Source organism: Candidatus Woesearchaeota archaeon (assembly GCA_020854775.1).
Lineage (GTDB): Archaea > Nanobdellota > Nanobdellia > Woesearchaeales > 21-14-0-10-32-9 > 21-14-0-10-32-9.
In genome coordinates this window covers 41,414-63,845 of the sequence record JAHKLZ010000009.1, presented here as the reverse complement: position 1 = coordinate 63,845, position 22,432 = coordinate 41,414, and the positions used below count along the sequence as shown (strand labels likewise).

24 protein-coding genes and 1 tRNA gene are annotated in these 22,432 nt (G+C 31.1%); 15 read left to right on the top strand and 10 right to left on the bottom strand.

Features of this window, described 5'->3' with window-relative positions:
• Positions 1–97: 97 nt before the first annotated feature.
• Complete coding sequence (locus KO361_03050) at positions 98–1,363, top strand: cation:proton antiporter (GenBank protein ID MCC7574545.1); 1,266 nt, start codon at positions 98–100, stop codon at positions 1,361–1,363.
• Here the strand turns inward: KO361_03050 and KO361_03045 are convergent.
• Entirely contained in the window at positions 1,358–2,392 is a 1,035-nt protein-coding gene (locus tag KO361_03045) for a DUF362 domain-containing protein (GenBank protein ID MCC7574544.1), read from the bottom strand. The genes KO361_03050 and KO361_03045 overlap by 6 nt on opposite strands.
• Positions 2,393–2,521: 129 nt before the next feature.
• Positions 2,522–3,094 (bottom strand): NAD(P)H-dependent oxidoreductase, encoded by a 573-nt coding sequence (locus KO361_03040; GenBank protein MCC7574543.1) that lies wholly within the window; start codon positions 3,092–3,094, stop codon positions 2,522–2,524.
• A 169-nt stretch (positions 3,095–3,263) separates the two neighbouring features.
• Between KO361_03040 and KO361_03035 the strand changes: the two genes are divergently transcribed.
• From KO361_03035 to KO361_03005, 7 genes are all read left to right on the top strand, one after another.
• Positions 3,264–3,905, top strand: a complete 642-nt coding sequence (locus KO361_03035) for a winged helix-turn-helix transcriptional regulator (GenBank protein MCC7574542.1) — start codon at positions 3,264–3,266, stop codon at positions 3,903–3,905.
• A 50-nt stretch (positions 3,906–3,955) separates the two neighbouring features.
• Positions 3,956–4,876: a decarboxylating 6-phosphogluconate dehydrogenase gene (gene gnd, locus KO361_03030; GenBank protein ID MCC7574541.1), complete on the top strand. Its 921-nt coding sequence runs from the start codon at positions 3,956–3,958 to the stop codon at positions 4,874–4,876.
• Positions 4,877–4,889: 13 nt separating this feature from the next.
• A complete protein-coding gene (pgl, locus tag KO361_03025) occupies positions 4,890–5,579 on the top strand; it encodes a 6-phosphogluconolactonase (protein ID MCC7574540.1) in 690 nt (229 codons plus the stop codon).
• Positions 5,580–5,614: 35 nt separating this feature from the next.
• The gene (gene zwf, locus KO361_03020; GenBank protein ID MCC7574539.1) at positions 5,615–6,940 is read left to right on the top strand and encodes a glucose-6-phosphate dehydrogenase; all 1,326 of its coding nucleotides are present in this window, start codon (positions 5,615–5,617) and stop codon (positions 6,938–6,940) included.
• A gap of 281 nt (positions 6,941–7,221) precedes the next feature.
• Complete coding sequence (locus KO361_03015; protein MCC7574538.1) at positions 7,222–7,809, top strand: nitroreductase family protein; 588 nt, start codon at positions 7,222–7,224, stop codon at positions 7,807–7,809.
• A gap of 595 nt (positions 7,810–8,404) precedes the next feature.
• Positions 8,405–10,012 carry a hypothetical protein gene (locus KO361_03010; GenBank protein MCC7574537.1) on the top strand — a complete coding sequence of 536 codons (1,608 nt, stop codon included), beginning with the start codon at positions 8,405–8,407 and terminating at the stop codon, positions 10,010–10,012.
• Positions 9,984–10,823 carry a hypothetical protein gene (locus KO361_03005; GenBank protein MCC7574536.1) on the top strand — a complete coding sequence of 280 codons (840 nt, stop codon included), beginning with the start codon at positions 9,984–9,986 and terminating at the stop codon, positions 10,821–10,823. Before KO361_03010 ends, KO361_03005 begins: the two co-directional genes overlap by 29 nt.
• Here KO361_03005 and KO361_03000 read toward each other — a convergent pair.
• The 4 genes from KO361_03000 to KO361_02985 all read right to left on the bottom strand — a co-directional run bounded on the left by KO361_03000 (position 10,820) and on the right by KO361_02985 (position 14,032).
• Positions 10,820–11,941 (bottom strand): tryptophan--tRNA ligase, encoded by a 1,122-nt coding sequence (locus KO361_03000; protein MCC7574535.1) that lies wholly within the window; start codon positions 11,939–11,941, stop codon positions 10,820–10,822. The two genes, KO361_03005 and KO361_03000, sit on opposite strands and share 4 nt — an antisense overlap.
• A 97-nt stretch (positions 11,942–12,038) precedes the next feature.
• A complete protein-coding gene (locus tag KO361_02995) occupies positions 12,039–12,452 on the bottom strand; it encodes an HIT family protein (protein ID MCC7574534.1) in 414 nt (137 codons plus the stop codon).
• Between the two features lie 84 nt (positions 12,453–12,536).
• Positions 12,537–13,805, bottom strand: a complete 1,269-nt coding sequence (locus KO361_02990; GenBank protein MCC7574533.1) for a site-specific integrase — start codon at positions 13,803–13,805, stop codon at positions 12,537–12,539.
• Positions 13,806–13,896: 91 nt separating this feature from the next.
• Positions 13,897–14,032, bottom strand: a tRNA-Ser gene (locus KO361_02985).
• Between the two features lie 86 nt (positions 14,033–14,118).
• On the opposite strand from KO361_02985, the gene KO361_02980 reads away from it, so the two are divergent.
• On the top strand, positions 14,119–15,192 hold the full coding sequence (locus tag KO361_02980) for a mechanosensitive ion channel family protein (GenBank protein ID MCC7574532.1): 1,074 nt from the start codon (positions 14,119–14,121) through the stop codon (positions 15,190–15,192).
• Positions 15,193–15,244: 52 nt separating this feature from the next.
• Positions 15,245–15,889 (top strand): tRNA-intron lyase, encoded by a 645-nt coding sequence (endA, locus tag KO361_02975; protein ID MCC7574531.1) that lies wholly within the window; start codon positions 15,245–15,247, stop codon positions 15,887–15,889.
• A gap of 111 nt (positions 15,890–16,000) precedes the next feature.
• Here endA and KO361_02970 read toward each other — a convergent pair whose 3' ends face one another.
• Complete coding sequence (locus tag KO361_02970; GenBank protein ID MCC7574530.1) at positions 16,001–16,741, bottom strand: class I SAM-dependent methyltransferase; 741 nt, start codon at positions 16,739–16,741, stop codon at positions 16,001–16,003.
• A 95-nt stretch (positions 16,742–16,836) separates the two neighbouring features.
• On the opposite strand from KO361_02970, the gene KO361_02965 reads away from it, so the two are divergent.
• From KO361_02965 to KO361_02955, 3 genes are read left to right on the top strand one after another with little or no spacing between them, the layout of a single operon-like run.
• Positions 16,837–17,691, top strand: a complete 855-nt coding sequence (locus KO361_02965; GenBank protein ID MCC7574529.1) for a DUF368 domain-containing protein — start codon at positions 16,837–16,839, stop codon at positions 17,689–17,691.
• Positions 17,692–17,735: 44 nt separating this feature from the next.
• Entirely contained in the window at positions 17,736–17,987 is a 252-nt protein-coding gene (locus tag KO361_02960; GenBank protein ID MCC7574528.1) for a hypothetical protein, read from the top strand.
• A 4-nt stretch (positions 17,988–17,991) separates the two neighbouring features.
• Complete coding sequence (locus KO361_02955) at positions 17,992–18,372, top strand: HAD-IB family phosphatase (GenBank protein ID MCC7574527.1); 381 nt, start codon at positions 17,992–17,994, stop codon at positions 18,370–18,372.
• Positions 18,373–18,382: 10 nt separating this feature from the next.
• On the opposite strand, the gene KO361_02950 is transcribed toward KO361_02955, so the two are convergent.
• Positions 18,383–18,775: a hypothetical protein gene (locus tag KO361_02950; GenBank protein ID MCC7574526.1), complete on the bottom strand. Its 393-nt coding sequence runs from the start codon at positions 18,773–18,775 to the stop codon at positions 18,383–18,385.
• A gap of 10 nt (positions 18,776–18,785) precedes the next feature.
• Positions 18,786–19,019: a hypothetical protein gene (locus KO361_02945; GenBank protein MCC7574525.1), complete on the bottom strand. Its 234-nt coding sequence runs from the start codon at positions 19,017–19,019 to the stop codon at positions 18,786–18,788.
• Between the two features lie 161 nt (positions 19,020–19,180).
• Between KO361_02945 and trxB the strand changes: the two genes are divergently transcribed.
• Both trxB and KO361_02935 read left to right on the top strand, forming a co-directional pair.
• On the top strand, positions 19,181–20,101 hold the full coding sequence (gene trxB / locus KO361_02940) for a thioredoxin-disulfide reductase (GenBank protein ID MCC7574524.1): 921 nt from the start codon (positions 19,181–19,183) through the stop codon (positions 20,099–20,101).
• A 2-nt stretch (positions 20,102–20,103) separates the two neighbouring features.
• Entirely contained in the window at positions 20,104–20,898 is a 795-nt protein-coding gene (locus KO361_02935) for a hypothetical protein (protein MCC7574523.1), read from the top strand.
• 6 nt (positions 20,899–20,904) lie between these two features.
• Here the strand turns inward: KO361_02935 and KO361_02930 are convergent, their stop codons facing one another.
• Complete coding sequence (locus tag KO361_02930; GenBank protein MCC7574522.1) at positions 20,905–22,392, bottom strand: leucyl aminopeptidase; 1,488 nt, start codon at positions 22,390–22,392, stop codon at positions 20,905–20,907.
• Positions 22,393–22,432: the final 40 nt, after the last annotated feature.

The following is a 22,432-nucleotide window of genomic DNA, read 5'->3' as shown; positions in this document are numbered from 1 at the left end:
AAAAAAAAGAAAGCCAATATTATTTATAAAATAATAGTATAAACACGAAAAAAATTAGCAAAATTTATAATTAAAACAAAACACTAAGAGTAAATAAATGAATACACTAACTATGTTCACAATAATCGCAGCCATCATAATAATAGGCTACTTCTCAGAATTATTATTTAAAAGAACAGGAATACCAGATGTATTAATACTTATAACAATAGGAATATTTCTAAGACATTACTTTGAAATAATACACCCTGATAACTTCGGAGGAGGAGCAAGCCTATTCGCAACATTCACATTAGTATACTTGTTATTCCAAGGAGCAATGGCAATAGATTTCAAAACCCTTTTTAACTCAGTAAAAGAAGCATCACTACTAACCATTATATCATTCGTGTTCACGGTTATAATAACAAGCATACTATCCATGATTCTATTCGGACTAAACATACAATTAGCATTATTATTCGGAATGATAGTTGGAGGAATATCCAGCGCGGTAGTAATACCACTAGTTAACATGTTACCATTAAACAAAAAACACGGAAGCACACTGATGCTAGAATCAGCCATAAGCGATGTACTCTGCATTGTAGGAGCAATGACTATGATGAACATAATACTCTCAGGAGAAATATCAGGAACACAAATATTCAAAGAAATAATATCATCATTCTCACTAGCACTAGTAGTAGGAGGAATAATAGGAGTAGCATGGATATTCACATTATTCAAATTCAAAAACCTAAGAAGAGCACACGTAGTAACAATAGCAGTAGTAATCGCACTATACGCATTCGTAGAAAGCCCATTCGTAGACGCAAGCGGAGCAATCGCGGCGCTAGCATTCGGACTAATACTAGGAAACAGTAAAACAATACTATCACTAAATAAAACAAAAACAAAACAAGACTCAGAAGAAATCATAAACGTATTATCAAAAAGTGCACAAAGCTTCTTCAGCGAAATATCATTCTTCGTAAAAGTATTCTTCTTCGTTTATCTAGGCGCACTAATGGACTTCACGAATCCAATAATATTCATAACAGCAGGAATAATAGTATTCAGCATGTACATGATAAGACCATTATCAGTAAAACTAGCATACAGAAAACAAAAACTAGACGATTACTCAAGAACAAACCTAGAAATACTAATACCAAAAGGACTAGCAGCAGCAGTACTAGTAAACGTGACAATACAAGCAGGAGTACCAGGAACCGAACAACTAGCACCACCAATACTCGCAATAATACTAATAAGCATAGTACTAACATCAGTACTAGTACCACTAACAAACAAAGGCTACTTCAAAGGATTCGCGCAATTATTTAAGAAAAAAACAACCAAAAAAATAGAAAAATCATAACTTCTTCAACACATACTCCTGAGAACCAAAACCAATCTTATCAGCATGCAAAAAAGTATTCTTCTCAGAAAAAACATTTTTACCCTCACGCAATTTCAACAAATCAAGAATTGCACGATCACAAGCAACAGGATCATCAGAAACAAACACACCCAAATCATCAATCAAAGGTTTCATCTCCTTACCAATACAATCACAATCCTTAGTCATATTAACAGCGTAAGTTAAATAAATATTCTTCTTATTAAGCTGAGAAGCAAAAGCATACTCTACTAAGCGCTCAGAAAAATTATTAACAAGACTCGCAACCCAATTAATTTTAATAACATTAAAAGGACAAACAGCTATACAAGCAGCGCAACCAATACATTTTTTTGAATCAATACGCGCAGAAAAACTACTCATACTAATAGCATGAACAGGACACTTCTCAACACACATATTACACTTCTTACACGTCAAAGAATTAACAATAGGAGCAGAACCCATATGCTGAGCAAGCTTACCCCCACGAGAAGCACAACCCATCCCAAGTTGCTTAATAGCACCCCCAAAACCCGCAAGAACATGACCCTTAAAATGACTAACAACTAATAATTGAGATTCATCAACAACACCCTTAGCAATCATACACTTACTAAAATGCTTTCCTTTAATCTTAACATACTCATAAGCCTCACCGAGTTCACCATCAGCAATCACCACAGGCAATCTAGTAAAACCATGCCTCATAGCCAAAGAAACATGATCCTTTCTATTAGTACGTTCACCCCTATACAAAACATTAGTCTCCATGAAAGCACTCTCAATTTTTTTCTCAGCCAAAAAATCAATTGCACCAAGCATCCAACCAGCAGGAATAAAAGTCTTATTACCAGACTCCCCGAAAGTAACCTTTAAAGGAACACACTTTCCTAATTCAAAATCCTTAAATCTGACAAATTCAGATAACAAAGTATAAACAACTTCATTAATCTTATCAGAAGAATCAGAAACAGAAACCTCTGAGAAAAAAACAACAGGAACCATAAAAAAAAAGAAAAAGAAAAAGAATATATAAAACTTGCTTAAAAAAAAAAATCTGAAAAAAGGACACCCAAGGCGAGATTTTAACCTTACAATTTCAAATCTCCGACTTTTTTGATTTGATTCTTATTTTTAGTAAGGTGTACCTTTTAGTCTTTGTTCTTTAAGCGCTTTTAAATACCATTCAAATTCATCAAGGAATCTTTTTATTCTCGAATTATATTTTTCATCTATAGGCACACCCTCTTCTGTGAATGCGTCTTGCACGAAAGGCACAGGAAACATAGATGGTATTGATGACATTCCGAGCTCGCCGAGTATTGCTCGAAGATGAACTGCGGATCTAACACCTCCAAAGCTTCCAGCAGAGTAACTTACAATCGCACTTGGCTTAAAATTATACTCTCTTTGATAGTGATCGAGCATGTTCTTAAGTGCAGGAGGGATGCTGTGATTATACTCCCCAGTTACTATTATGAACCCGTCCGCATCAAGTATTTTTTTTGATAGTTCATCCATTTTTTTTGGAACGTTATCTTTTGTGTATTCTTTGTGCATTTTATCAAGCATCGGCAAATTATAAACCAAAGGATCTATCAATTCAACATTTATTTTTCTCTCTTTTATTTTATTTTCAATGAATCTTGCAGCGTTTATTCCTTGTCTGGTTTCTCTAACTGAGCCATAAAAAATTAATACTTTCATATTATTATTTTCCATTTTAAATCACCTTTTTTTAATAAATAATGTAATAAATATTGTTTCGATAAATTAAGAAAGCTTACAAACTACTTAAACCTTACTTTATTTCTTCAAAAGTTTGTTTTGATAATAAAAACAAAGTATATATACTATTCTTACTTTCTATATATTTATGAGCCACATATTAATTGCACCTGTTGGACGAAACATGAAACCTTTATTTATCGGCATGAAAGAATTTCCAACAAAAAAAGTCATCTTAATAACAACACCAGAATTATTTGATGTAGCAAAAAAAACATCAAGTAAATTAGCTGAATTCACAGTCCCATCAGAGATAAAACAAATAAAAGGAAACCCGCTAGAGAGCGTATTTGAAATATTCGCAGACATTTGCCAAATTTATCCTAACGACCAATTAATAGTTAACGTCGGCGCAGGAGATCACACAACTACTTGCGCATCAATTAGCGCATCATATGCAAATGGACTTAAAGCATTCGATGTTGCAGGAGAGATGATTGTTTTACTTCCTATAATGAAATTATCTTATTATAATGAAATCACCCCTATAAAGATGAAGATATTAAATGAATTAAATAAAGAAGAATATCAATCATTAAATGATGTTGCAAAAAAATTAAAGATGTCAATATCTTTATTATCTTATCATATAAATGGAACGGATAAGTATAAAGGCCTAAAGTATCATAGATTAGTCGACACGAAATCAGTAAACAAGAATCTTTACATAAAATTATCTTCTATGGGCAAATTATTATTAAAAGGCTATGTGAATAAGAATAATAAATAAAATAGTTAAAGATAATTTAATTAAGAATAATTTGTTTAAAATTTAAAAAAATGTCGCAGGTGAAAAAAATGAAAATAGGATTTATAGGACTTGGAAAAATGGGCTACCACATGGTAGAACACTTATTAGATAAAGGACACGAAGTAGTAGTTGCTAACAGATCACAAGACAAAGTTAAACTTCTCGCAGAAGAGAGAGGAGCAATTCCTTCAGAATCATATAATGACTTGGTAAAAAAACTTGATGCACCGAGAATAATTTGGTTGATGATTCCACACACATCAGTTGATGAAGTCATCACTCAAATAAATCCGCTTTTAGATGCAGGAGACATCATCATAGATGGAGGAAATAGTAAATATACTGAAACCATGAGACGAGCAAAGGAGCTTAAAGAGAAAAATATACACTATGTTGATGTAGGCGTATCAGGAGGCCTTGCAGCAGCAAAGACAGGATATTGCATGATGGTTGGCGGCGATAAAGAAAATTTCAAAAAGATAGAGCCAATAATAAAAGACATGTGCATCCCTAACAGTTATGGCTATTTTGGAAATAATGGCGCAGGACACTACGTGAAAATGGTTCATAACGCCATAGAATATGGTATGATGCAAGCAATAGGAGAAGGACTCGACATGATACAAAATGGACCATTCCAAGATATTGATCAAATCAAACTTACAGACGTATGGAATAATGGAAGCATAATTCGCTCTTTCTTAATGGAAATGACAAATCTTGGATTAAAACACAACCCCGGACTTGAAGATGTTGATGGATTTATTCCTAATAGCGGAGAGGGAAAATGGGCCGTTGAAGATGCAAAAAAACATAATGTATCAATACCTGTAATCGCACAAAGCCTTCAAGTAAGATACGACTCTGAAACAAAAAAGAATTATGGAACTAAAGTCGTCGCAGTAATTCGTGACGAGTTCGGTGGCCACGGCATTACAAAGAAAAAATGAAAGGAAAAACTTGATGAAGATGAAATTAATAAAAGTTAATAATGAAAACGAACTATCTGAAAAAGGAGCAGACATCATAGTATCCGCACTTAAATTATTAGGAGAACAAAAAAAATTCATAACAATTGGATTAGTAGGAGGTCGCAGTGTATCAAGAATATATGAATTATTAGCAAAAAAGGAATTACCAGAATGGACTAAAGTACATTTTTTTTTAGTTGATGAACGCAACGTCCCGCACGAAGATAAAGAAAGTAATTATCATCTCTTAAGAAAACACTTATTAAATGAATTGATAAATAAAGGGCAAATTACTGAAGAAAACATACATCCTGTAAATACTAGTCTTGATGCTAATTCTGCAAAGAACGAGTATGAAAAAGAATTAAATAAGTATGGTGGCTTTTTTGATATCGTGATACTAAGCTCTGGAGAGGACAACCACGTCGGAGCAATATTTCCAAACAAGAATTACCCTGAAAATGAAAAATTCACTTATTTTAATGACTCACCAAAACCGCCAAGCGAAAGATTCACAGCGACACCATCATTACTATCTAAAACAAAACTTGGAATTGTTATCTTTTCAGGATTATCAAAAAAAGATGCATTAAAACATTTTCTCAATAAACAAATTGAGAAGTCGTTACCAGAAAAAACACTTCAAAAAATAAGTGAGTTAATAATCCTAACAGACCAATGAATAAAACACACAAAAAATTATGATGAGGCGCTAAGATGAAGAACTATACAATAATAATATTTGGTGGAACTGGAGATTTAGCTAAAAGAAAACTTATCCCAGCCATAAATTCTATTGCGAAGAATAATGCTGATTTTAAGATAAACGTCCTTGGCATTGGACGAAGAACATATACTGAAGAAGAATATAAAAATTTTCTCTTACAAGAAAAAGAAATAGCAAAGAATATGACTATAAACTATTTTATCGCCGACATAGAGAAGGAAGGATCATTAAACAACTTAAAAAATAAACTAGCAAGCATAGAAGATACAACAATAGATGGGAGATTATATTATCTATCAACAAGTTACAAGCTGTTTGAAACCATAGCAAAAAGTATTCATTCTTGTTGCATAAATGGCAAAGGATTCACAAGAATAATCGCTGAAAAACCATTCGGATATGACCTAAAATCATCTAAAAAATTGAATGCTTCTTTAAAAAAATATTTTACAGAAGAACAAATATACAGAGCAGACCATTACTTAGCAAAAGAAACAATAGAAAATATTTTAAGACTAAGATTTTCAAATCCTTTATTTGAAAGTGTGTGGAATTCAAAATCTATAAACAGAATAAAAATAGTTGTTGATGAAGAACTAGGTGTTGGTAACAGACTAGGATATTATGACGATTCAGGCGCCATAAAAGACATGGTACAAAATCATCTACTTCAAACATTATCACTCATACTCATGGAACCTCCAAAAAGCCTAGATGAAAATGACTTCAAGAAATCTAAAATCGAAGCCATCCAAAAACTTTTCTTTAAAGAAGAAATTATTACAGGACAATACGCAGGATATCAAGAAGAAGTCAAAAACATTAATCCAGAATCAAAAACAGAAACATTTGTCGAATTAAAATTACACTCAAAAACAAAAAGATGGAAAGGTACAGAGATGATTCTTCGAACAGGAAAAATGCTAAAAGAGAAAAAAGCATACATAGAAATAGAGTTCAAAAAAGAACCATGCACTTTATACTGCGATATTGGTTCTGCGCCAAACAAATTATTTTTACACATTCAACCTTTACAAAATGTTGAACTTACAATGAATACAGCGCTTTTAGGAGAGAAAATGAATTTGACTCCTGTAAAAATGACATTTTGCCCAACATGCGAATTTAAAGCAAACTCCCCTGAAGGCTACGAAGTCATACTAAAAGAATGTTTACTTGGAAATAAAAAAATATTTATGTGTGATAAAGAAATAGATGTTGCATGGCGATTAACAGATAAAATAATATCAACTATAAAAAATAAAGACATTAAGCCAATAATATATGCTCCTACAAGTACAGGGCCGAGTTTGTAAAATTAAGAAATTGCTTTGAATGTTCAAATTTTAATTAAATAAATATAACTAAACAATTTATTAAAACACGAATCTCAAAAGAATAAACCTAAAAAAAAGTTTACAACCAAAAAAATATATTGATAAAGATTTTTTTAAATGAGAAATTTCTAACTTGAAATTTCTAACTTATATATTAATAACTTCTTTTTAAAACAAAACCTTATTCAAAAGAAACTTTTGATAATATAAGGTTAATTATAAATGCCACAAGTACATTTCTAGTAATAGAGGTAAATAAAATGAAAAATACAAGAAAAACAGAACACAACATAAATCCTATTTTTTTAAATAGATGGTCGCCTAGAGCAATATCAAAAGATGTAACAAAAGAAGAAATAATGACTCTATTTGAAGCAGCAAAATGGTCTCCTTCAGCAAGCAACATCCAACCATGGCGATTCATATATGCAATGAATGGAACCCTTGCATGGAGCGAATTTTTTAATTTATTAGCGGAATTCAACCAGATGTGGAGCAAAAATGCAGCAGCACTAGTTATTGTTGCATCTAAAAAAACAAATGATGAAGGAGAACCTAATCCAACACACTCATTTGATACAGGATCTGCGTGGATGTCATTAGCATTGCAAGCATCTATGAATGGTTTAATTACTCACGGAATGGCAGGATTTGATTATGAACGAGCAAGAAAAGTCATAAATTTACCTGATGACTATCACATAGAGGCAATGATTGCAATCGGAAAACACGCATCTTTAGATGTTATTCCTGAGAGAATGCAGAAAGGCGAAGTTTACTCAGATAGAAAACTGTTAAAAGAACTCGTGTTTGAAAGCGAATTCGCAAAGCAAACTTCAAAATCATGAAAATTTGCCGAAAGTGTTCAACCCCGACCTAAATGACAGGGTATGACTGAACACTTTCTTAAAAGGCAAATTTTAAGGATACAAAAAAACAAAGTTTTTTTAGTATAAAATTTGATAATGCGAGGTTAATTATAAACGTGCGTTAAACAACATAATTATTATAAGCACACGGAGGTGCTAAAATGAATGAAAAAAAGACAAAAAAAGAATTAAACAAAAAAGATGAACGCGTAAATAGTTGTGGATGCAATCATAACTAATTTTTTTATAATAAATTACGCACTATTGAAAAACCTCTCCAACCATGGTGCGTAATTATTATTTTTTTATTACAAACATTCTTACATAAAAAAACACATCACATTAATTAAACGAATGACAAAGACCAATACGTTGAATTCTATCAAGTCAAAAACATTACAGACCTAGAATTCAAGCAAACAATAACAAAATTTTCAAAAAAAGTAACCAAAAAAATACTGCGCGTATTATTTATAATACTTAAAAAAAAAAAAAAAAAAAAAAAAAAAAAATCGCAAAATTTCCGAGTTTTAACAAACAATCTTTATAAATACTCAGGAGGCTCTATAACTTAATGTCAAAAAAAGTTAATAAAACTTTAATAAAACAACTATTTGGAGAAGAAAATTCTTTAAATATTGATGAAATAAAAAGGCAGTTAAACTTCATAAATTCAATATATTCTAAACACTTAAATAAAAACTCCCCTAGATTAGTAACAAACAACAACAAAATTTTTAATATTGAAGAACCACAAGATTTGAAAAAAGTTTTTTCAAATTTACAATATTATTTAAATAATTGTTTGATTTGGCGTTCTACAAGAACACAATTTAATGTCACACCACCTCCTATTTTGCCAAGTATCTCTTCTCAAGTCTTAATTGATATGTTAAATCCAACTTTAGTAACTGAAATTGGTTGTGGAAATTTATTAGAACTAGAAAAAGACTTAACTAAATTTATTAGTAATTTAGTTAATTGGAATGAAAAAAAATCATTAGGCATATTTACGTTTGGAGGAACAGGAACAAATCTTTATGGTATGAAAATTGGACTAAATAAAAGTCAACCTAATGCTTCTCTTGAAGGTGTAAAAAATATAGTTTTTATAGACAATGAAGAAACACATTCTTGTCACAGAACTTCTTGTGATTGGCTCGGAGTGGGCATCAATAACGACATAGTTTTAAAAACTCATAATGGAGTAATATGTCCTGCGGATTTAGAACGTGAAATGATAAAAGCGATAAAAAAAGGTAAAAAAATTGGAAGTATTATTTTAAATGGTGGAGAATCTTATGACTATTCTGTCGATCCTATTTATAAAGTTTACAAAATCAGAGAGAAAATCTATAAAGAATACAATCTTGATTATAAACCACATATTCATGTTGATGCAGTAAGCGGTTGGGTTTTTTTGATGTTCAACCAATATGATTTCTCAAAAAATCCTTTATCTTTTTCAAAAAAAAGTCTTAAAAAAATAAAAATTATGAATACTAAAATAAAACAATTAAAATATGCAGATTCATTCGGAGTAGACTTTCATAAAACCGGGTTTACCCAGTATATTTCGAGTGTTTTCATGTTAAAAAATAAAACAGATATAAAATACGTTGCAGAAGGTTCAAGAGGAGCAACAGCTCAATCTTTTGAGATTTCAGGTTATTCCCCTGGACAATATACTTTAGAAACATCTAGAAGCGCAATAGGGCCCGTTTCGGCATATATTTCATTATCTTCTTTAGGAATAAAAGGATTTCAATATTTAATAGGCAACTACATTGATGTGGCTGAAGATTTAAGAGAGAAATTAAGAAAAGATAAAACTTTTGTTTCATGTAACGATCATGCTCTAGGCTGGTGCACATTATTTGTTATAAATCCTTTTAATAATAAAATGAATTTTAAAAAAATGTTATGTTTTGATGAATCTAAACAAGAACAAATAAATAATTATCAAAGAGAATTTTATAAATATTTAAACAAAAATAATAACAAAAACCAATGGGTTTTCTCACTATCGAGTCGTTATAAAATCAGAACATTTAAATTATATCCTATGTCTCCTTATACAAGTAAAGAGACAAATAACGAGATTTTAAATTGGATTAAAAAAAACAAAAAAGAATTTGATAAAACATATTACGATGAAACAAATAAACACTTTTTTAAATAAATACCCTGAATTAAGAGAATTTGACAGATTTATTGATGCGTTATATGGCGAGTCAGAAATTAAAGGAATGTTTTTATGTGGGTCAAGAGCAAAACAAACAAACAACATACAATCGACGTTTTCAGATTTTGATTTTTTTGCAGTGACTTCTGAAAAAATATCTAAAATACAATCACTACATTACCACATTAAAGATTCAAGATTAGAGTTAATGCTTTATGAAGAAAATAAATTCACCATACCTTCTAGCTACGATGTGAATCTTCTTAGTAAACTTTTAAATAAAGCCGAACTTGTTTTTTCAAAAAATAAAAACATCAAGGAACAATTTATTAAATTTGCAAATATGCCTTTAAAAAAAGGAACATCAGAATCCGAAATGGAATCTATGTGGTTTAAACTAATTTGGAATGTATTAAAAGTAAAATCCTACGAACAAAGAGACCCAGATTTAGCAGAAGTTTTTGCTATGCAAAACTATTTTTTTATAGGTTTGCTTTATGGTCGTTTATCTGGCGAACCCACATATAATTTAGCAGAAAGTGTGAAATCTATGCGAGAAAAAGACTTTTCATTTTGGAAAAAATACAAAAATGTTCTTAATAAAAAAAATAAACGAAAAGAAATAGAACAATTAGTTCATTATTTGCCAAATTCAGAATTTTATCTTTCAAAAAAATCTTTAATAGAACTAGATAATTTCATCAGCCCTTTAACCGTAGTAGGAGACGAATGTGAAACAAGCAATACTTACCGAAATAAAATAGATAAATTATTACTACCAACAATGGATTTTCTAAATAAAGATTAGTGTTTTAGCATGAATTGAGAAACTTTTCCCTTTGCCAATTCTCTTCTTTCTTGATGATCAGACATAAATTTTGTAATTTTTTCTATAGTAATTTTTTTTAATTCGCCAGATAAAAGTTTCCCTGAAACATAATCTTTTTCTATTTGTAAAAGTTTTTCATCTGATCCCTCAAACATATATTTTAAATATTGAAATGAAACATCGATTTCGGGATTTCCTCCTTTTAATCTGTGTTCTTCTAAAGTTTCTTGACCGCCTGAATAGGCATATTTGTTTATTTTATTTTTTATTTCTTTAAATGTGTCTGTTGTCAAAATTCCTTTAATTGATTCAGAACTACTCATTTTTCCATCAATCCCACTTAACGGAGGTAAAAATGAACATTGTATACTTGAAGGCTTATAGTGTCCTAATTTCGGAAGAATATCTCTAGTTATTCTAAAATGAGGATCTTGATCAACAGCATGAGGAATTAAACAAGGAATTTTTTTATTTTTCAAAATACTTGGTAAAAAAGCCGGAACTGTTTGCATAGATGTAAAAAATATTGAACCGATATTTGTACTATCATTAAAACCAAAACTTGCTTTTATTGTTGAAAAAGTAATTTTTTTAGCCACCTTTATCGCTTCAGGATATAATAATCCTGCATGTTTTGTATCAATTATGAAATGTGTTTTTTTCGGATCGAATCCCACAGCTATAACGTCAAGAATATTTTCATTTAACCAATATTGAATTTCGTCATAAGTCATATTTTTATACATAAATTTTTCATCATCTGTAAATTGAAAATATACATCTACACCGAACTTTTCTTGAAGCCATTTAGTAAAATACCACACTAGTATGTGTCCTATATGTATAGGTCCTGAAGGACCACAACCAGTATATATAAAAAATTTATTTCCTTTCTCATACTCATCAAATAACCAATTTAAATCTCTATGCGCAAAAAATATTTTTCTTGATAGCATAGGATGAAGATCTCCTGTTATATTTTTTATTCTGTTTAATAATGCGTCATCGATTTTTTTTAAACCAAATTCTTCAATCAATTTATCATAATCAACAATACCTTTAACATCATAAGGATTCACAAAGTTTTTAACCATAATTATAAAAAAATAAAACAACCTTAATAAATTTATCGAATAAAGAGGCTGTTGCTAATAGTAAGGAAAGATTTGAATTTATTAAAAAAACCATACATGGTTAAATTTTTTCAGAGCTTATTTTATTTAATAAGTCATCGAATTTTTGCTTAATGTTTATTTTTGGTTCATAATGTAATTTAAAGTCATCATTTTTTCTTCTAGGTATAACGTGCATATGAAAATGAAATATGTCTTGCTGTGCGTATTTACCACTCCCTTGAATTAAATTAACTGCTTCAACACCAATTGTTTTTTTAATATTCAAGGCTATTTTTTTACAAATTTTAGAGATATGGCTAATTAAATCTTCAGGAATGTCATATATGTCTTTATAATGTTTTTTTGGAATAACTAAGATATGTCCTTCTATTGCAGGATAAATATCAAATATAGCTATCACCAATTTATCTTCATAAATTTTCCAACAAGGCGATTCATTTTTTACAATCTTACAAAATATGCAATTTTCCATTGTATGCAATTAAACATAATTACATCTTTAAATATTATTACTATTTCAAAAATATTATGGATGCAAATATTAACTAAAAACTCTTTAGAGGTTGTTATTCATAGTATTATTGAATTCGTTGAATTTGGCCATTAGGTCCGGGTTCTTGCTTATTTCCATTAGTAGTTGTATTGACTTATTTGTCTCGGAGTGTAGCATCTCTTTCTCTTGCATCAACGTTTCTAATCTCAGTGGCTGATAACACCTATAGCAGTATTTCTCTTCGAGAGGATTCACTGTCCCACACACGCATTTTAACGTGGTTTCTTTAGGTTTATTACCGTTGGTTAAGTCATACATACCTAAAAAAGCATCTTCGACTTGAGACACACACGGATGCACATATCTTCGTACTTGCTTCGACCCTGTTGACCAACCCATGTATTTGCACAGAACTGCTTCTGTTAGTTTTGGTGCGAGTATTGTTGCTCTGCTATGTCTAAACCAGTGTAAGTTACATCTTTTCTTTAAGCCTGCTTTCTCAAAGCACTTACTAACCATTTTTCTTGTGCCGCTATGCATCATTGGTTGATTCCTTGTTTTTGGAGAATCAGAAATCCACAAAAAGCTATCAGGATTTTCTCTTAGAGAATGTACCTCTAAGTATTTTCTAAGTGTTGGTATGCTTCTTAATATGAACACTTGTCTTGATCCTGTTTTACCGTACGGTATTAAGACTTTAGCATGATCTTTTTCGAAAATAACATCTTTAATACGCAAGTTCAAGAACTCACCTATTCTTGCGCCTGTTTCTTGAAGTAAATCCAGGAATGCTTTTTCTTTAGGTGAGCTTGTTCCTTTTTCTATTACTAAACGTATGTCTTCATCATTTATTATTGTTGATGGATCTATGTCTGCTTCAGGATATGAAACACTAACATCTTTTAATATATAATTATAGAGCTTCTCAAGGTCCCTGCGTAGTAATTCATCAGATTCATAGAATCGCTCATCTTCGTATTTATGCCATTTCAAAAACTGTTTTAAGCATCGCCTATAATCAGAACGAGTTGCAGGCGCTAAAGACTCTAAACAATTTATGTATGCAATCAGTCTCGTTAAGTCAGCATATTTTAAGTCAGACAAATCTTTGTTAATATTAAGCTCAGCTATCCAATCACATAATCTTCTTAGCTGTGCAGATAGCTTTGCCACTCTAACCTCGCTTACGTTCTTGCTAAACAAGTAGTCTTGAAACCGCATTATCAATTCCTTGTTCGCATCACTTATATCTTCACTCTTTAAGAGCAATTCTTCCTTCTTGAATGCTCTAGCTCTCGTTGGATATATGTTCAGTTGTTTGCTTCCATCCATTTTTCATTTAAAGAAAAGCCAAGGCATATTTATTAATGGTTATAAAAAATAGCCGTAATTTTTACTACGGCTATGCTCCTAGAAGGATAAACGCCCAGGGTGAGATTTGAACTCACGATCCCAAAGGGACAGGATGTTTGCGTTTTTTATCTTTTTGGCATTGTAGGTTCTCTAAAGCACTAAAGTACTTAGCAATCCTGCGCAATACCAGGCTATGCGACCTGGGCACAAATCAAGAAAACAAGGTTTTTTATTTAAAACTTTCTGGTAAACCACCTAAAAATATAAAAAAGACCTTTAATTACCCGAGTATATGAATTTTGATTTGGGCGAAATACTATCTTTGAATTGGTGGAACAACACCGTGCAAGACTACGTAGTAGCTACTGCTATTTTCATAATTGTTTTTGCTTTATTTAAACTATTCAATTATTATTTACTTAATAAGTTAGAAAAATTAGCAAAGAAAACAAAAACTGAATGGGATGATTTAGTTATTGATTTCATAAAAGAAATTAAGTGGTTCTTTTATTTCTTGCTCTCAGTATACATAGCTTCTCAGTACTTAACAGTTTTACCTTTAATAAGTAAAATAATTTATCACGCAACTATTGTATTTGCTGGTTTCTATGTTGCTAAAGGAATATCTAAAGCCATTAATCATTTCATTGAGATAAAAATTGCAGAGAATAAAGATAAGAAATCTAAGAGTTCTGCTTCCTTGATGAATTTGTTAGGATTACTTGCAAAGATAGCTATTTGGACTATTGCTTTGTTAATGATTCTTTCTAATGCAGGAATAGAAATTACGCCTTTGATAGCTAGTTTAGGTATTGGAGGTATAGCTATTGCTTTAGCGTTACAATCAGTTCTTGCAGATTTATTTGGAGCTTTTATTATTTATTTTGATAAGCCTTTCAAAGAAGGAGATTTCATAATCGTAGGAAGCGATATGGGCGTTGTGAAACACATAGGTATAAAATCTACGAGGATTCAAGCTTTGCAAGGTCAAGAATTAGTTATGTCAAACACTGAATTAGTTAATTCAAGAGTTAATAATTATAAGCAAATGGAGAAGCGAAGAATCGTGTTTGGCTTCGGCGTGAAGTACGATACTGGTAAGGTTAAGTTAGCAAAGATTAAAGGAATAGTTAATAAGATATTTGAAAAAATTGAAGGAGCAGACCTTGACAGAGTTCACTTCAAAGAATTCGGTGATTTTAGTTTGAATTACGAAGTGGTTTATTACGTGAAGAGTAGCGATTATAATCAATACATGGATATCCAAGAAAGTGTTAATATGAATCTGTATGAAGAATTTGAAAAGGCAAAAATAGGATTCGCTTTTCCAACACAAACCATAGAGTTAGAGAACTACAAAAAATAATTCTTAATATTTAAAGCAACTTTTATAAAACAAAGAGATTTAACGAAGAATAATGGCAAAGAAAAAACCTGCGAAGAAAGAAGAACAAGAAGAGAACTTTATTAGTAATGTCACTTACGAATTAGAAGGCATAGAACGCGAAGAACAAGAAGAAGAAAAATCAAAGAGAAAACCCAAGATAAAATCAGTTTTTTCAAATGAAAGAATCGTGACAGAAAATAGTAACGAAGCCCGAGAATTATATAATCATAGCAGATTCGGTTCAATTCTAGAGAATGGACAAGTACAACTAAGTTTACATGAAGCTTTGTACTTGATGGAAAAGAATAGAGTGGAAGTTCTAGATTATAGAAAAAAAGAAATGAGTTTCCAAGAATACTTCAAAAAAGCAAACAAAATAGAACCTAATTTCTGGGTTAGATACGCTGTTTTTAAAGATATGAGAACTAGAGGATACATAGTTAAAACAGCTCTGAAATTCGGAGCGGATTTCAGAATATATGATAGAGGAGTAAAACCAGGAGAAGATCACGCCAGATGGGTTGTTTATCCTGTGCATGAAGGAACAACTCTTACTTGGTATGAATTCGCAGCGAAGAACAGAGTCGCGCATTCTACAAAGAAAAGATTAATGTTAGCAGTAGTAGATGACGAATCCGATGTTACTTATTGGGAAGTCAAATGGGTCCGACCATAAAAAATTACGGTGTGAGGCAAAGCCCGAACACCAGCGCGGTGTCAACGGACGCAACCGTTGGATGAATCCGATGTTACTTATTGGGAAGTCAAATGGGTCCGACCATAAAAATTATTTCTTTTTAAATTTGAATAGAATAAAGCTAGGAAGCGTGTTGGTTAATCTGTACTTGTCAGAATCAATTTTTTTAGAGGAAACAACAGGTTTAGCATCTACGTAATCAACTAATTCAAATCCTGATTTGAGAGCTGTTTTAATAAGAGTTTCAAAAGTGAAATTACGAAGAACTAATTTACCCATGGAACCAAGATCGTTAATCTTGAAAGATTCATCAAAGTAATTACCAAAAATTAATCTTTTACCCGAGGTTTTACGAACACCTATTAAGCTATTCTCTGATTGATTAAGAAGATTAAAAATAGGATGCCCAGTAGAGAAAACAAACACTCCTTTCTTTTTCAAAACGCGATTAACTTCTTTGAATAGTTTATCTAAATTCAAAGCGTAATGAATAGCTAAAGCTGAGAAGACCACGTCGAAACTACTGTCTTTAAATTTAAACTTATTATTCATATCAGCAACGAAGAACTCAGAATTCTTAATTTTTAATTGCTTAGCCAAGCTTATAAGTTCCTTGCTCAAATCGAAGCCAACAAATTTCTTAGGGTTCTTCTTAGACAAATAAAGCGCATGATCACCGAATCCACAACCAATATCAAGAACTGATTTTCCACGGATCGGACCAATCATTTTTATAAGAGCAGGAACCTCTATGTCTCTGTTATAATCAAACCTTTTTTTATCTTGACGCCTCTTAAAATAGAATTTTGCTAAGTCATCATAAGTCTTCATAGTATTACTTTTAATGTTGAACAATATAAATTTTTTGATTAAGAAACCAAAAAATTAGAAAAGTTTAAAACAAAAAAGAAAAAAGTAAAGAAAAGATGAAGAAACAACAAAATAATGTCTTAACTAGAACATTATTATTTTTGAAAGGAGCACTCATGGGTTTATTTGACTTAGTTCCTGGAATATCAGGAGGAACCATGGCCCTAGTAACAGGCATATACAAAGAATTAATACAGGAAATAAATAATTTCTATAAATTAATACAATCAATAATTTTTGTTAACAAGAAAAAAATAAAAAAAACATGGCGAGAACTAAACAAAGAATTCTTAATAATCTTAGTCATAGGTGTAATAACAGGAATAATTATCAGCGTGATAGTGTTGAGTTATTTTCTTAATAATTATTTTGCTCAAACACTAGGAATAATAACAGGAATAATACTAATAGCTAGTGTTTATTTAATCAAAAACAATGTTACAACAACAAACACATTCATTATAGGAATACTAGGCTTATTATTAGGAGTTATACTTTCTATAATAACTCCTACAGCGGGACACGAATTTAGTTACGTACAAACATTTTTCTTAGGAACAATAACAATTACTGCGATGATACTACCTGGAATATCAGGAGCTCTAATCCTCTTATTATTAGGAGGTTATGAATTCATGATAACCGCTTTAAGAAACATACACAATGATTATTTTACGATATCAACATTTTTATTAGGTGCACTAGCAGGATTAGGTATTTTTAGCAGAGCAATACATCATTTGTTAAAAAAATATCATAATGAAACAATGGCATTCTTATCTTGTTTAATGCTAGGAGCAATCACTAAGCCAATCATAGAAATAACAAAAACGTCTAAACCTGAAGCTTCAATAATTTTCTTCGCGTTAGGAACAATAATAACTTATTTAATTCTTAAAAGAAAAAAATAATTTATTCAAAAAAATTTATAAAAACAACACAACATGAATAAATTATGACTTACAAACTTGTTTGTTTCGATATGGACGAAGTAATATTTAAGTACATGAATTTCTGGATGGAACTCCACAAAAAATTTGGAACACTAAAAGAAGGAACAGAACTCACAAAGCAATATTTACATAGCGATTACGATAAATTAGTCGAAGAAGTAGTGGTTAAATTATGGAAAGGAAGAGACGCGAGTCCTTATTACGAATTAGTTAATTCTTTAGAGTATTTACCAGGTGTTAAAGAAGCGTTTTAATCATGTGAAGAAAAAAGGATATTTAACCGCGATAATAAGCGCGTCTAGCATAGATGTTGCTAGAAGAGTACAAAGAGATCATGGCGTTGATTACTTGTTTGCTAATGAATTAATAATAAAAAATGAAAAAGTGTCTGGAGAATTTCTTTGGCCAATAGGAGCTGGCAACGAGAAAAAAGCTGAAATAATAAGAAAATTATGTTCTAATCTAAGAATATCCACTAAAGAAGTAATATACATAGGAGACAGTGAGAAAGACTTAGAAGCTTTCAAAGAAGTTGGTTTAAGCATAGCTTTTAATTCCACATCTAAAGAATTAAAAAAAGTAGCAAGTATAATAATAAATAATGATGATTTATCAAACATAATAACTCACATACCTTAAAAAAAAAGGATTATTTTTTAGATTTTCTTACTAAGCCCCAATGAAACAAGAACAAAGGAATTCCAACTAATAATAATGCTAAATTCCTAGCAGCTGATTCATTATTTTGATAAGATTTATATCTCGCAGATGAATTAGCTTCCCAAGATTCATACTCTTTAAGCCATTGATTCATTAAAACTTTATCTTGTTCGGATAAGTCATCACAAGAAGTAAGAACGTCTATTCTGTTACTCCAATAAGGAGCAGGAGGCTGAGCAGACCAAGGATCAGTCACATCAAAAATCCAAATTTTTAAACCAAGATTAATTAAACCAGTAGTTCCTATAACAACTAATACTAATCCTAACATTGAAAACAAATACAAATAAACTCTCCCTATTGAATCACCATATTTTTTCATAAAACACCTCTTAATCTTTTTTTGAACAAGAACAAGAATAATCCCCTAACTTCCTTTTAGGAGTGCCTTCTTCGTATTCTTCTAATTTATTCAAAGCTTCTTCGTACTTAACAGAAGCTTCATCTTTTTTTTCAACTACGTCTACTTGAGTAAAACTACTTCTTCTATTACAAAGAAGACAAGAAACAGGTTTTTCTTCTTGTTTATTCATAGCTCCGCAACTATCACAAATCCAAGCAATCATTGAATAGAGAAAGACAATCAATTATATAAATATTTTTTATTTAAAACACTATCTCAAAAAAACAACTAATAAGATAAATCATCCAAAAACAATATAAAACAAAGACAAATACTAAGACATATAAATTAAATAATGATTTGAGAATAATAAGAGGAAATAAGATGGAAAAAGTCATAATATTAGGAAATGGAATCGCAGGACTAACCGCGGCTATATACGCGGCGAGAGCAACACTCTCACCTTTAGTAATATCAGGCCCTCAAAGTGGAGGACAACTCACAATGACTACGGAAGTAGAGAATTTCCCAGGATTCCCTGAAGGAGTGCAAGGACTTGAGTTAACAGAGAAAGCAAAAGCTCAAGCAGAAAAATTCGGTGCGAGATTCAAAGAAGAAATAGCTACTAAATTTGAAGAACACGAAGGAAATTATAAAATAACATTGAGTAACAAAGAAGAATTAATAACCGAATCATTAATAATAGCCACGGGTGCGAGTGCTCGTTGGTTAGGTATAGAATCAGAAAAAAGATACAAAGGACGCGGTGTTGGAACTTGCGCTACTTGCGACGGATTCTTTTACAGAGGAAAAGAAGTCTTAGTAGTTGGAGGAGGAGACTCAGCGATGGAAGAATCAAATTTCTTAACAAAATTTGCAAATAAAGTAACAGTCATACATAGAAGGGATGAATTCAGAGCTAGCAAAATAATGCAGGATCGTTTCTTTAAGAATCCTAAAACAGATGTTATTTGGAATAAAGAAATACATGAAATACTAGGAGATGAACAAGGAGTTACAGGCGCGAAATTAAAAGATACACAAACAGGAGAAATAACAGAGATAAAATGTGACGGTGTATTCTTAGCTCTAGGTCATATTCCTAACACGAATATATTCAAAGATAAAATTGATTTGGATGAAAAAGGATATTTGAAAACAGATAGGGATATGAATACTAATCTTAAAGGTGTTTTCGGAGCAGGAGACGTGCAAGACATAAGATTCAGACAAGCAATAACAGCTGCGGGAAGCGGATGCATGGCAGCTATGCAAGTAGAAAAATATCTTGAAAGCAAAGAATAAGAATGGCTAAAATAATACTTCAAGACATAGATAATGTCTCTTATCCTTTCAAAGAGAAACACGTTGAGTACTTGTTTGAACAAGGACTTATAACTGAAGAATTGATGAATAAATTCTTAGAAACAAAGATGCCTTACTTAATAGATTATTTCTTGATGGAACAAAAAAATGGTAATTGTATAAAGGAACACGTTGAGTTGTTGAATGATAAGTACAAAGAAAAAATAGAGAAAACAAAAAAAATAATACTGGAAAGAAATGCCAGCATATACGAGAAAGATGACTTCATAGAACTTGAATCGTTGCTTTTTTCTACATTTGAAGATTTCAGAAAAAGCACGCATTACAAAACTGGACGAATACAAGAAATAATAGATATGAACAAAGAATTAAAAAAAAGACATCCTGAATTAATAATAATAGGCATAACTGCTAGAGGAATACACGCAAAAAAAGAACCTGAATTATATAAAGAAATAACGTCTACGACTCAAGAATGGAACTTAAAAAACGAAGTAGGTCTTAAAGAAATATTTTTTGAAAAGAAAAAAATAAGAGCTTACGAAGAAATAATAAACAAGTACAAAAATCACGAAGTAATTTGTTTTATAGAAGATGATCCTAAGAACATAGAAGACTTCTTAAAAAAAGGAATAAACTGCGTATTAATACGATTTGAACATCACGAACAAGAAAAACTCGTGGAAAGACTAAAAAAAGAGTATCCTGAAAAATTAATAATAGCAGAAACACACAAAGACGTACAAAAAATAATTAACGAAATTCTAAAAAAATAAAAAAAATTAAAATTTATTAAGAAGATACGTTAAAAGTCTAACACCAGCACCTGACGCGTATTTCTGATTATAAAAAATAGGCTCCTTCAAATAAGCAGTTCCACCAATATCAAGATGAACCCACTTTTCATCCCCAACGAACTTAGATAAAAACACACCACCAGTAATTACGCCTGCGGACCTATCAAACTTCTTAGAAATATTAGAATAATCAGCGACATCAGAATCCATCCATTCATGATAATCCTCAAAAAAAGGAAGCTCCCAAACACGATCAAAGCTCTCTAAACCAGCAACTTTCAAATCATCTAATAACTTATTATTATTACCAATCATAGGCGTAGCTAAATGACCCGTTACGAAACCAGCAGCCCCTGTAAGAGTAGCAATATCAATAAAACAAGCACCTTTGTACTTCTTAGTAGCATAACTCAAAGCATCCGCTAATATTAAACGACCCTCAGCGTCCGTGTTAAGAATCTCAACGGATTTACCATTATGCGACTTAATAATATCTCCTGGTCTGTAAGCATTATTAGAAATCATGTTCTCAGCCAAAGGAATAATTGCTGAAACCGAAATCTTAGGTTTTAACAAAGTTAAAGCCCTAAAAGTTCCAAGAACTGCAGCTGCACCAGCCATGTCTTGCTTCATATCTTCAATATAACCTGTAGGTTTAATATTATAACCACCAGAATCAAAAGTAATACCTTTACCAACTAATACGTGACTCGAAGAATTACTTCCTCCTTTATATTCTAAGACGAGAAGTCTCGGCGCAAAATCACTACCTTTACCAACATTCAAAATCAAGTTCATACCTAGCTTTTCTAAATCCTTCTTTTGAAAAACCTTCAAAGACAAAGAAGAATTTTTCGCGAGTTTTTTAGCTTCAGACTCAATATAAGCAGGACTAGCAACACAAGCAGGCTCATTAACTAAGTTCTTCGCGAAATTAGTAGATTCACCTATCATGCTACCTTTGTTTAAAAAATCGGAGAACTTCTTTAAAGACTTAGAATCAGACCAAGAAAAAACAACCTCATCTAAATCAACATTATCTTTAGCCTTAGAAGAATACTTGTTAAATACATAACTGCTAAGAACAACTGATTCACCACAAGCCAAACCAATCTTGTTAACTTCTAAATTCTTAACACGAACCAAATCAGCTATGTTAGTAGTAAAACCCTTAATCCTTAAAGATTTACAATGATTAACCCCTCTACTCAAAGCTCGCCTAACAACTTCAGAGCTTAAATCATTAGAAGAACCAAGAGAAACAACCAATACTTCATCATAAACAGAATCATTAATCATTAACCTAATAGTACTACCAATTTTTTCATTAAACGTCTTATTATTTAAAGCACTAACAATTTTTTGATGAACCAAAGAATTCAAATCTTTATAATAATCTTTATCATCACTAAAAAAACCAAGAACTAACAATTTCTTGGACGCATCCAAATCTTTTTTCACACTTAATTTCATATTAACAACCTCCAATCCAAAAAAAAAATCATAATTAAAA